At 63.2% G+C, this 12,617-nt stretch carries 6 protein-coding genes and 1 pseudogene; 1 reads left to right on the forward strand and 6 read right to left on the reverse strand.

All coding sequences use genetic code 11. The annotated features are described in order from the left end of the window. Positions 1-69 precede the first annotated feature (69 nt). From M3I53_RS12635 to M3I53_RS38615, 3 genes and pseudogenes are all read right to left on the reverse strand, one after another. Positions 70-7,599: a beta strand repeat-containing protein gene (locus M3I53_RS12635; RefSeq protein ID WP_375542518.1), complete on the reverse strand. Its 7,530-nt coding sequence runs from the start codon at positions 7,597-7,599 to the stop codon at positions 70-72. Positions 7,600-7,716: 117 nt separating this feature from the next. Then, a pseudogene (locus M3I53_RS38610) lies at positions 7,717-7,812 on the reverse strand (ESPR domain-containing protein); the annotation flags it as partial. A 997-nt stretch (positions 7,813-8,809) separates the two neighbouring features. After that, entirely contained in the window at positions 8,810-9,181 is a 372-nt protein-coding gene (locus tag M3I53_RS38615; protein ID WP_375542519.1) for a GTP-binding protein, read from the reverse strand. On the opposite strand from M3I53_RS38615, the gene M3I53_RS38620 reads away from it, so the two are divergent. Further along, complete coding sequence (locus tag M3I53_RS38620; protein ID WP_375542520.1) at positions 9,089-9,361, forward strand: hypothetical protein; 273 nt, start codon at positions 9,089-9,091, stop codon at positions 9,359-9,361. The two genes, M3I53_RS38615 and M3I53_RS38620, sit on opposite strands and share 93 nt — an antisense overlap. A 180-nt stretch (positions 9,362-9,541) precedes the next feature. Here the strand turns inward: M3I53_RS38620 and M3I53_RS12655 are convergent, their stop codons facing one another. The 3 genes from M3I53_RS12655 to M3I53_RS12665 are packed head-to-tail and all read right to left on the reverse strand — an operon-like array spanning position 9,542 to position 12,590. After that, positions 9,542-9,898: an L-rhamnose mutarotase gene (locus M3I53_RS12655; protein ID WP_254316259.1), complete on the reverse strand. Its 357-nt coding sequence runs from the start codon at positions 9,896-9,898 to the stop codon at positions 9,542-9,544. A 9-nt stretch (positions 9,899-9,907) separates the two neighbouring features. After that, positions 9,908-11,434 (reverse strand): UxaA family hydrolase, encoded by a 1,527-nt coding sequence (locus tag M3I53_RS12660; RefSeq protein WP_254316260.1) that lies wholly within the window; start codon positions 11,432-11,434, stop codon positions 9,908-9,910. A gap of 22 nt (positions 11,435-11,456) precedes the next feature. Next, the gene (locus tag M3I53_RS12665; protein WP_254316261.1) at positions 11,457-12,590 is read right to left on the reverse strand and encodes a mannitol dehydrogenase family protein; all 1,134 of its coding nucleotides are present in this window, start codon (positions 12,588-12,590) and stop codon (positions 11,457-11,459) included. Between the last annotated feature and the right edge of the window lie 27 nt (positions 12,591-12,617).

The following is a 12,617-nucleotide window of genomic DNA, read 5'->3' on the forward strand; positions in this document are numbered from 1 at the left end:
CCAGGAACTCCATAGACTGTGGGGCAAACATTGCGAGACTCGCGGCAGCTGCGGCCCCGCCCTCGCGACTTACCATTGCATGGCTGCGCCAACACCGACGGTCGTGCCTCCCGGACTCATGCCCACGCCGGCTTTCATCTTCAGGTTCTCCGTCAGGCGCGCCGTACCGCCGATCGCCACCGCCTGATAGCCCCGGAAGCCCGCCGTGCCGATGCCGAGCGACAGCGTCTTGTCCTTGTCTACTTCCGGAATCATGGTCAGCGCGGTCGCCGCCGCGACGCCCGAATAGGCATTGCGCGCGGTCGCGTTGATGCCGCTCTGCAGTTCATTCATGCGGGTATCGGTGTACGCGTTCGCCTGAGAAAGCGCAGCGTTCAACTGCTGGACGTTGACCGCGTCGGTAGCCGCCGTACCGGCTGCGACATTGATGACCTGCCGGTTCGACGCAGCGGAACCGACTGCCACGACATTCGCGCGGCCCCCGTCGTTGCTATCGGCGCCGAGCGCCGTCGATCCCGCGCCCGTCGACGTCGCGCCGGCTCCAACCGCAGTCGAACTGGTGCCCGACGCAGTCGAGCCGTTGCCCACCGCCGAACTGTTAGTGCCAGACGCCACGGCGCCCTGTCCACCCGCCGACGAGTTCACCCCCGACGGCGCCGGCGGTGTCGGTGTGCCGGGCGACGACGAGAAGCTGCCACCGTTATTGTTGGTGGTGGTCTGCTGGTTGATGAGCGTCGTCAACCGGCTTGCCACTGCATCGAGCTGCATTACGTTCACCGCGTCAGTCCCGGCCTTGCCGGCGGCGAGGCCGGTGACCTGCCGGTTGCCGACGTTGACTTCACCCGCCGACGACTGCGGACTACTCAATCCGTACGCAATGTAATTGCTCAACGCGCCGACCGTCGTTACCGATCCCGCTCCGAGCGCGACGCTGTTTGCGAACGGCGCGCTCGCACCGGCGCCCAGGGCGAGCGCGTCGATTGCACTGCTGTGCGCGCCTGAACCGATTGCAATGGACCCGGCGTTGGCCGCGGCGGCATTCGCGCCCTGGGCGATCGACTGCACGCCACTCGCAACCGAACCGCTGCCCACTGCAATCGCATCCGCCTGCGCGGAGTTCGCGGCCTGCCCGATCGCAACGCCACCCGGCGCCGTCGAGTCGACGATTGCGCCATTGCCCACACCCACGCCGTTGTCGCCGTTCACGACGGTCGTGGGCCCGACAGCAATCGACTGCGTACCGACCGCCAGCGAGTCCGCCGCTGTCGAATTCGCGTGAAAGTACATCTGTCCCGAAACGGCGAACGACGATAGCGCGCCCGCAAGCTGCCTGATCGTGACCGCGTCCTGGGCCTGCGTGCCGTCCGCGACGTTGGTCAACTGGCGATAGGTATTGCCGGCCGCGCTGCCGAAAGACACCGCGCCGAGCAAGGTTTGATCAGACGTGTTGAAGGGAATCGCATGGGTGCCATTCGCAATTGAACCGATACCGGACAGGACCGCGCGATTGGACACGGACCCCGAGCCGATCGCGACGCCGCCCGCCACCGATGCGCTCGACAGCGCGCCCAATGCAAGCGCGTTGTCCGCCTGCGCGGCAGCGCCGTTGCCGCCGGCGAAGCTGCTCACCCCGGCGGCCGTCGCCCCTGCGCCTGCTGCCAACGCATTGACGCCGCTGGCGCCGTCGTTGTTGTAGTTGCCGCCTTGCGTACCGCCGTCGTTGACGCTGTAGTAGTGCGTCTTGCTGGCCGCGACTACACCGGCGAGGTTGTCGACCGCCTGATCCGTCGCGTACAGCTGCGAACCGTTCACCGCGTCCGTACTCGTCGCGCTCACCCGGCCTGCCGCAACGTTGGTCACCGTGCGCTCGTTACCTGCACTGCCCACGCTCACCGTGCTCGTCGGGGCAGTCCCCGCGTACGTATAGGCCGTACCGTTGATCGTAACGCCAGTCGTTACCGCTGCTGCAGCCGTGGTCGAACCGCTGCCCAGCGCAACGGCATTCGCGTTATTGGCCACCGCGCCCTGACCCAGGGCCGTGCTGTTGGCGCCGGCCGCGGTGGCGGCCACGCCCGCCGCAAGCGCGTTGGTGCCGGAGGCGCCATCGTCGGCGTAGTTGGCACTCTGGGAGCCACCGTCGTTGACGCTGTAGTAGTGCGTCTTGTTGGCGGTTACCGTCGTGGACAGACTGCTGACGGCCTGATCGGTTGCATACAGCTGCGAGCCGTTCACCGCGTCCGTACTCGTCGCACTGACCCGGCCTGCCGCCACGTTGGTCACCGTGCGCTCGTTACCCGGGCTGCCCACGCTCACCGTGCTCGTCGGGGCAGTCCCCGCGTACGTGTAGGCTGTGCCGTTGATCGTGACGCCTGTCGTCACCACCGCCGCGGCGGTGGTGGAGGCGCTGCCCAGCGCCACGCTATTGGCGAACGTCGAGCTCGCCCCTGCGCCAAGGGCTACGGCGTCCATGGCGCTACTCTGCGCGCCGGAGCCCACAGCCACGCCGCCCTGGTTAGCGGCATTCGCGTTGGCACCTTGCGCGATCGACTGCGCACCGCTCGCGAGCGCGCCGCTGCCGAGCGCCATGGCGTCGGCCGCGGCCGAATGCGTTTGCTGGCCGATCGCGACGCCGCCGGGCGCCGTCGCATCGACCACTGCCCCGTTGCCGACACCGACACCGTTGTCTGCGTTGACGACGGTCGTCGGTCCGACAGCGATCGACTGCGCGCCCACCGCCAGCGAATCGGCCGCCGTCGAATTCGCGTGAAAATAGTTCGTGCCCGTTACCGAGAACGATGACAATGCGCCCGCGAGTTGCCTGACGGTGACTGCGTCTTGCGCCTGCGTGCCGTCGGCGACATTGGTCAGCTGACGGTAGGCGGTGCTACTGCCGACAGATACCGCACCCAGCAAGGTCTCGTCGGAGGTGTTGAACGGAATAGCATGGGAGCCGTTGGCGATAGAGCCGACCCCGGGCAGAACCGTGCGATCCGAAACCGATCCCGATCCGATCGCCACGCCGCCGACGACCGAAGCCATCGCTTGCGGCCCGAATGCGGTTGCATTGTTCGCCAGCGCCTGGGCGCCGTTGCCCAGTGCCGCGCTGCTTACCCCGGAAGCGAGCGCGCCGACACCTGCAGCCAGGGCGTTGGCGCCGGTGGCGCCGTCGTCGGCATAGTTGCCGCCTTGCGTGCCGCCGTCGTTGACGCTGTAGTAGTGCGTCTTGTTAGCGGTTACCGTCGTGGACAGCGCGTCGACCGCCTGATCGGTCGCGTACAACTGCGATCCGTTCACCGCGTCGGTACTGACCGAATTCAACTGGCCCGCTGCAACATTCGTCACGGTGCGTTCGGCGCCCACTTTGCCGACGCTGACCGTGCTCGCCGGCGCGGTGCCGGCAAACGTGTACGCAGTCCCATTGATCGTCGCGCCTGGCGTCCCCACCGCGGCAGCTGTCGTGCTTCCCGCACCCAGTGCCACCGCGCCGGCATTGGTGACCGTGGCGCCGGAGCCGATCGCAACGCCTTGTGTCGCCGCGGCAGACACCGTTGCGGCGTCACCGAACGCGACCGAACCGGCATTGTTCGCCGCCGATCCATTGCCCAGCGCGACGGCGCCCTCGCCGCTCGCTGCAGTGGCATTGCCGAGCGCCACCGCGCCCTGGCCGTTGGACGTATTGTTCGCGCCCATGGTTATCGCACCGGTGCCGATCGCCGAGTTCGGATCGCCGATGGCAACCGCGCCGTTACCGCTGGCCGTATTGCCCACGCCGATGGACACCGCCTTGCCGCCAGTCGCGGTTGCCGTCTGACCGATCGCTACGGCGCCGGCCGTATTCGCGGTTGCGCCGGTACCCTGGGCGATCGAATCGCCACCCGTGGCTTGAGCCCCGTTGCCCACGGCAATATCGTTGGCCGTCGTAGGTGCGCCGTTCACGCCGGCCACTGCATTCAGACCCTGAGCGATCGAATCGTTACCGAAAGCATTGGCAACCGGCCCCACTGCAATCGCGTTGCTACCGGTGGAAACGCTGTCCGCCAGCACCGAATTGGTGTGAAAATATTTGATCCCGCCGCCATCGTTGATGTTGGAAATCGCTGTGCTATTGGCCGTGACCTGCTGGTCGGTGGCAAACAGCTGCGAACCGTTCACCGCGTTCGTGCTCGTGGCGCTCAGCTGCCCTGCCGCCACATTCGCGATCTGCCGTTCGGCGCCTGACGCGCCCACGCTCACGACACCGGCCGGCGCAGCGCCGGCGAATGTATAGGCCGTGCCACCAATGGTCGCCCCCGTGGTCGGCACAGCGCCCGTTGTCACGGTGCTGCCCTGGCCCAGCGCAACATTGCTGCCGGTCGTGCCCGCGACAATGCTTGCACCCTGGCCCAATACCGTCGCATTGGCATTGCCGTTGTCAGTAGACTGGTTGCCCAGCACCGTGGAGGATGCACCCGTCGCGCTCGCGCCGAAACCACCGGCGCTCGCATTGGCTCCGCTCGATACCGGTTGCACCGCAGACACGCTGTTGTTCGATACAAACGGACCAGTCTGGCCGTTGACGATAGACGTCACACTCTGGTTCGTGGCGAACAACTGCGACCCATTCACGGCATCCGTGCTCGTCGCGGTCAATGCAGCGGGCGCCATGTTGGTGATCGTCACCGGAGATCCGGCTCCCACGCCGCCTGTCGCACCGAGGGTGATCTTCGTGCCACCCGCCGCGTCGTACTTGACCGCGATATTCGCCGTGTTATCGATATTTGTATTCAGCGCGTTCAAAGCACCGGCAACCGTCGTCTGCGCCGTGGGTCCGGTCACGGCCCCGGTACTGCTGACGCTGTTGACCGGTTGGCTAAAGCCGGTGAGATTGCCGGTAGCTGAGCTATAGCTGGCGCCCCCGCCCAGTGTGCTCGCTGTAGACGTGCCCAGGTTATTGACGCCGGTGACGACAGTATTCAGCTGCGAGCCGTTGACGGCATCGGTGCTCGTAGCCGAAATCACGCCTGCCGCGACATTCTGCAGTTGCCGTTCCTGCCCGGCAGAGCCGACCGACACCACGCCAATGGCTGCGCTCGCGATGCCGGCCGCTGTGCCGCCGTAAAGCGCAGTGGTACCCGCATGCGGTGCTGCGGTTGTACTTCCTGCGCCCAGCGCAACATCGTTCGCGTTGCTTGCCGTCGCACCCGGTCCGATCGCGACACTGTCGGTGCCCAGCGCCCGGCTGTCCGGCGCGCTCGAGTTAGCGTGGAAGTACTTGATGCCCGGCGTCGTACCGCCGCCGGTCAAGGCGTTGACCAGGTTCTGCACAGAGGTATAGGTATTGCCGCCGTAGCTCAGGCTGGTGGTCAACGCACCCGTCGTAGCGTTGTAGGTGCTGCCACCTCCCAGGCTGGAGGCCACGCTGCTGCCCAGACTGGTCACCTGGCCGCTCAGCGTATGGCCCACGTTGTACAACTGGCTGCCGTTCACCGCATCGGTGCTAGTGGCGCTCACCTCGCCGTCGGCCAGTTGGGTAATCTGGCGCTGACCGACCGCCACCGCACCATGGGTCGGCGCCTGGTCCACTGTGAAAGTCTGGCCGTTCACGACCGCATTGGCCGTCGTGTAGGTAGTGGTCGCGTCTGCGCCATGGCTGACGGTGCCGTTACCGAGCGCGACATCGCCGGCACCGTTGGCAACGGCGCCCGAACCGACGGCTGTACTGTTACTACCGGTAGCCGTCGGTGCCGTGTATGCCGTCGGGTTGCCTGTGATCCACCTGTTTGCGGCCGCTGAGCTCGAACTGGTCAATTGACTCACATTCACAGCGTCGGTTGGATTGACACCCGCGGCAAGGTTGGTGATGGTGACACCGCCCGCCGGTGCGCCTGCGCCGCCGGTCGCCCCGAGCGTAATCGTGTTACTGCCTGCAGCGTCGTATTTCACTGCGATATTGGCAGCGTTGTCGACGTTCGTGTTGAGTGCAGATAGTGCACCGGACACCGTGGTCTGCGCCGTGGTGGCGCCCACCGCACCGGTGCCGCTGACACTGCTGATCGGTTGACTGAAACCGCTCACGTTGCCTGTGGCTGAACTGTAGGTGGCGCCGCCCCCCAGCGTCGCCGCCACCGAGGCACCAAGGGTGTTCACTCCGGTGACGACCGAATTCAGTTGCGAGCCGTTGATCGCATCCGTGCTGGTCGCCGAGATCACACCCGCGGCCACATTCTGCAGTTGCCGCTCCTGTCCTGCGGCACCCACGGAGACGACGCCATTGGCTGCACTGGCGATGCCCGCCGCCGTCCCGCCGTAAAGGGACGTCGTGCCCGCATGCGGCGCCGCAGTCGTGCTGCTGGCACCCAGGGCCACGCTATTGGCATTGCTTGCCGTAGCGCCCGAACCGAGCGCCAGTCCCCTTGATGCCCCGGCCTGCACGACCGCGGTATCGCCCAGCGCGATCGCGCCAGCGCTGTTCGCCTGGGAGGTGTTACCCAGCGCCACTGCGCCCTGACCGCTAGCAATGTTGCTATTGCCCTGCGCCACCGCACCGTTGCCCGTGGCCGCGTTGTTCGCGCCCACTGCCACCGCACCGTTGCCCGCCGCGGTATTGGGGTCGCCGATCGCGACCGCCCCGTTACCGCTGGCGGTCTGCGCCTGACCGATCGCCACCGCCCCGGTACCGCCAAGCACCTGCGAATTCTGTCCACCGGCGAACGAACCCGCGCCGGCCGCGGCGGCAACGGTATTGGTGTCGCCGATGGCGACTGTCGAGGCGGCAAGCGCGTTCGCGTTAACGCCAACGGCGACTGCGCTGCCCAGGGAGGCCGTCGCCTTTGGACCCAGGGCGACGGCGTTGGCAGCGCCCGCCGTGGCGCCGACGCCAAAGGCAGTTGCCCACTGCCCGCTGGCGGTGGCCACCGCACCTATGGCCGTAGCGGATCCGCCGGACGCGGTTGCTTGAGTACCCATGGCCACATCATTGACGAGACTACTCTTCGCGCCGGCGCCAAAGGCGATCGTGCCTCCTCCCACCGCCTTGGATTCCGCGCCGACGGCAATCGCATTAAAGCCCGAAGCGACGGCGCCTGCGGTGGCGTCCCCCCCGATCGCGATCGAGTTTGCACCCGAGGCCTGCACCGCAGTGGCGACAGTGGCGCCGCCCACACCGAATGCCACCGAATTGACGCCGGTGGCCTGCGCCAATGTGCCGACGGCCGTGGCCTGCGCCCCTGATGCGTTGGCGACGGTGCCCACCGCCGTGGCCCACGTGCCCGTGGCAGCCGTTGCAACACCTAACCCTGTACTGCCCTGCCCCGTGGCGGTCGCCCCGTTGCCCACCGCAGTCGCCTCGAAGGTCGAACCGCCGCCCGGAAGTGCAGTACCCGAGGTCCCGCTCGCGTTGGCGTTCGCGCCAATTGCAATCGGCGAGCCCCCTGCTCCCGATGCGACGGCTTTCGCGTTCGAGCCAATGGCAATACCGTTGCCAGCGGTGCCCCCAGCAGTGGCGTTGGAGCCAACGGCGACCGTGGCCTGCGCGCCAGCGGAGGACGTATTCCCAACAGCAACTGAACCGAATCCGGTCGCGCTCCCACCAGCAACCGACTGTGCCCAGGCATCTGTCACAAAAATACAGGCCAGCAAAACAGCTAGATGCTTTTTGGAGACACTCTGTAACCCGCAAGCACCGATACTTTGACTTCCGTGCTTGTGCCGATGTTGCACACAAGAGATCACCGCCGTCCCTTTTCTGCCTTTACCCTGCGCCATACATAATTCCGATGCGGCCACAAACGCACCTAGCGCCTTGTTCCAGACCGTCCGATATACCTTGTTCATCTCGTTTCCTCAATAAGCAACGTGACAATGCAAAATTCATAATCGCAAGCGTGTGCGCTCATCCGTCTTATTGAGGATGACTATGTATATCGGTCAGGAAAGTCTGGCTACGACGCGCGTTGCTTTAGCGCTGGAGCTGCGGCAAGTTGCTTCCGCCCTCAGTCAATGACGAATCCTGAGCGCGAGCGAACCCACGCCTGCGATACGATTCGCACGACTAAGTAAAATATGCATGTCGGCCATTCAGCCAGTTTTTCGGTGGCCGCTGAGACGTGCGACGAATGTCTGGGCTATGAAGGTCCGAAGGGGGGGCGCAGAGGAAAGGCGGTCGCGCGGCGGAGAGCCAATTGCCGGGCAGACTGAAGCATATTTTTCGCCGAGCCAATGCCCGTCTCGGTTCCGACTGGGAAATTCATCCTTTCCGCCCCCTCAGTAGCCTGTTGCAACGTTCCCTCGGCTCGTGGAATGACAAATAGCCTTGCGCGAGGCTACGCGCACCGTTTTTCCTTTCTCGCAGCATTTTGAGCACTATGTGAGACGAAGGCCGCCAAGGCTATTCGCATCGAATACGACATCTCTCTTTATTAAATCGTGTAATGGAAAGAAAGATAAGCGCGCACGCGAACTCTCTCATAGTTATTTTCCTTTGTCTACAAAAAAGCCTTTGTGATATCTGGCATTGCAGAATTTAACAATTTCTGAGCCTGGAGCCTATTGCGACTTCGCCCTCAGACCGCAGCGCTTGCGCCGCGGCCATCAATCGCTACCAATGGGGCAGCCGAGCCTTTCCGTTAAAGTTACCGTGGAATGCGGTTCGTTTCACAATCCTTTCATATCCAAACGAATTAAATGCAAGTCAGGATTTCCTTATGGAAAACCAAGGATTTCCTGCACGTCCCCGGGTGAATTCATGCAATACAGATAACGGAGATTTTTCCAGTCTCGTCACTGTTATTACACACTTGTGAAAAGCCATAGAGTGAAAATGAAATGGAATTCATTCGGTCGTGGTCGCCGGTGATCTCGACGAGCGTCTCAACGCACTGGAGATTTGCGGAGTCGACGACGTGCTCAAGCCGTTTGATGCGGCAGAGGTGCTTGCACGGATTCGCGTGCACCTTACGCGTGCAAACGGTAGTCGGTAGCAGGAAGAAGACGCGTTCGTCGTCGACATCACGGGCAGCGGCGTACTCGTTTCGCGTTCTACGGCGCGCGTGATGAAAACGACCCGCGAGCGCCGGTCCTCGCCCGGCCACGCGTCGAGCCGCACCGGCGGATGGAACACGTGCTGCACGCCATGGATGAGGACCGGCCTGTCCTCGCCCTGCACGTTCACGATCCCCTTGATCCGCAGCATCGAAGGGCCCATCAGCGACAGCAGCACACGGTCATGATGATGGCCGTGGTCGTCGGAGCGACACTGCTCTTCGGCAAGCCAGCGTTCCACGTCTGCAATCTTGCCGTCCGCAGTGAAAAGGCCCAGAAGGGGAGCCGGATCCGCGAGCCCGGTCGTTCGATCACCACGCGGCTGAACTGCCGCTCGCCATGAACCCGTACCGCACGGCGACCGTGTCGACTATCCGGTCAACGGCCGTGTTCATCACCCGCATGGTGACCACTGCGATGATCACGCGCCGGTAGATCTCGTCTGATTAGCGATAGAGAATGGCGGGAGCGGAATTATTCTTACCTCGAAACCTGCCTGGGGCGATCTCGAAACAAGAAGCTCCTATTGCTGCTTTAAATCGAATATCCGATTCATCAACACCCATTTTTCCCCAGCTGGTGTCCACGGAGTGGGAGCCTGAAACGTCCACATCAATGTTTCCCACCGCTGAATCGCAGCATTGCTCAGCGCCGCTTCAGCCATTCGGTCGGCATCGTAGACGGCATCGTCCGTTTCAATGATCATGAACAGTCGGGTTCCAAGCCGATAGATTTCCATGTCTACGACGCCATGATCACGTATGTGACGAACGACATCGGGCCAAACCTCGCGATGGAAATCCTCGTAGCGGGCAATGAGTTCGGAATCGTCTTTCAAATCCAGTGCAAGACAGTGGCGCGAGCGGGTATGACTATTCATGTTTGCCTCCTACATTGTGGCGCCCAGCGACCACGGTACGAACTCGCGGTCACCCATACCGTTCAGTTCGCTGCAAGTTCGCTGCCCCGACGCGACCTCAAGGATCAACCGGAACAGTTGTTCCCCGGTTTCTTCGACACTCAGCGTGCCGTCGACGATGGAGCCGCTGTTAAAGTCCATATCGGCGGGCATTCGCTCGAAGAGCCCCGTCGACGTGGCTACCTTGACCGTCGGAACCGGCTTCGAGCCGAATACGGAACCTCGCCCCGTCGTGAAGCAGATCAGGTTCGCGCCGCCCGCGATTTGACCCGTAGCGGAGACCGGGTCGTAGCCTGGCGTATCCATGAACACAAGGCCTGACTCGCCCACAGACTCGGCATAGTCATACACCGCGGCAAGCGACGAGCTTCCACCTTTCGATACCGCTCCAAGCGACTTCTCGAGAATGGTCGTGATGCCTCCCGCCTTGTTTCCCGGCGACGGATTGTTGTTCAGTTCGCCGCCTCCTGCCGCCGCATAGCGCTCCCACCAACGCAGTTTTTCGAGCAGGCGTGCGGCTACATCGCTTGATGCGGCCCGCGCCGTCAGCAGATGTTCGGCCCCGTAAATTTCCGGCGTCTCGGAGAGAATCGCGGTTCCGCCATTGCGCACAAGCAGGTCAACGGCCACTCCCAGGGCCGGGTTCGCCGTGATCCCGGAGTACCCATCTGAGCCGCCGCACTGGAGTCCGAGTTTGAGTCTGGAAGCGGACACCAGAGTTCGGGTGGCCCGGTTCGCTACATTGAGCAATTCCTTGACGATCGCAACACCATGGCTGACCGTCTCGCGCGCCCCGCCTTCCTCTTGTATGACGAGCGTTCTCATCGGGCATGGGTCAAGTGGCTCAAGCAATTCGGTCATGGCCTTGACTTGATTGACCTCGCACCCGAGACCGACGAGGAGTACACCCGCGAAGTTCGGATTTCGCACATAGCCCATGAGCGTACGGCGCAAGAGTGCAATGCCTTCGCCAGTGGACGACATGCCGCACCCGCTCTGATGCGTAACAGGAACGACACCATCGACATTTCCCAGCGATGCGATCGCGTCGCCCTTGAACGCATCGGCGATCGCATGGCACACACTCGCCGAACAATTGACGCTGGCAATCACACCAATGAAATTGCGGGTGCCGACCCGACCGTCAGGCCGCACGAAGCCCATGAACGTATCGCGGCGATCGGCATCGAAAATGCGGCTGGCGTTCCCAGCCTGCGGCTGCCGCGGCTCCTGTTGTTCAGGCATGCCGACGTTATGCACGTGAACGTGTTCACCTGCTGCGATATCGCGCAGCGAAACGCCAATAGTCTGGTGGTATTTGCGAATACGCTTACCGCTGCCAACATCTCGAGTCGCAATCTTGTGACCCGCGGGAATGTCCGCCAGCACACGCACACGATGTCCCCCCAGGTCAACGTGCTCTCCCGCTCCCAGTGGACGCAGCGCCACCGCCACATCGTCGTCTTCGTGCAGTCGTACAACTCTCCGATCTGTCATGATTGATGCCGGTCTCCGTTCATCAGATGAGCCCATGCCTGGTCAGCAAGCCGCGCAAGCGCGGCTGAGCGTTTCGCATCGACAAGGAGTTCGCGAGATCGATCAGCGGCAATATGCGCCTTTTCATCTTCGCTACGTGGTTTTGCGCGATGTCCGCAATTCGGTGATCGAGATACGGATTGCAGAACCGCTCGCGCACGCTGGTCAGGTAGTCCTCGGCTTGGGCACCCATGCCCGTCGCCTCGAAGACAGGCATGACTTCCTCTCGCCATACGGTTTCGATTTCAGCACGCGTACGCGGATCTTTCATTGCATCGAGCACCGTTTCGGACAGCTGTCGCTGTTCGATAAGCCACTGCTCCGCGAGCCAACTGTGGCCAAGATTGAGAAAAAACAGCTTCAACCTTTCGTGGCCGCGCAAGTCGTCCGTCAGAACAATGTTCTCGTGCGTGCACGGTAATTCCATTCCCGTACGTCGTTCGATAGCCCACAATGCATATGGCTCGGCCACCGCGCCCACCGGATCGATCGGCTCGGATACGATCCGGTCAACGAGTGAGTTCACCCAAACACATCTCTCCCGTACGTAGTCCATGAAGGGCTCGGGCAATGACCATTGCGTTGCCATGGCGAGCACGATCTCGCGCAGGGTATCCCCGTTGTTTTCCAGTAATTCGCACGGGAAAATCGACAGGCCGTCGCTGGGGCGTTCTTGCCAACGCGAATGAAGCAAGCTGAGAAGCTTCGCGGGGTAGCTGCGAGGCACGGCTTCGCCACTCGAAAGCAGATCGGGCGAATCTCGCTCGTCGAGGCGGTAGCCTGTGTCGCCGGTGTTCGACACGATGACGCGCACGTCTTCGATCGCCGCGCGGCGAACCATCGTCCAGTCGCGGTCGGCAATCCACGCGGAGCGAATGCCGTCGCAGACGACGACTTTGTCCACCGCCGCGCCATGTTCCATCCCTCGGATCCGGACGGGATAACCTCCAGGCCGCGACAGCGCAGCGACACGCGCGTGACTGACTGGATTGCCAGTGGTCTGCACGACGCTGATACCGCCAATCGCATCGCCGCGTTCCAGCGCTTGTGACACAAATAGCGCAACATGCGCGAGGAGAAATCGGCTCGTGCCAAACTGAAGTATGGGTTCACTCATGCGGCCTGTCCCGGACATTGCAGAGCA

Source organism: Paraburkholderia sp. CNPSo 3272 (assembly GCF_024206495.1).
Lineage (GTDB): Bacteria > Pseudomonadota > Gammaproteobacteria > Burkholderiales > Burkholderiaceae > Paraburkholderia.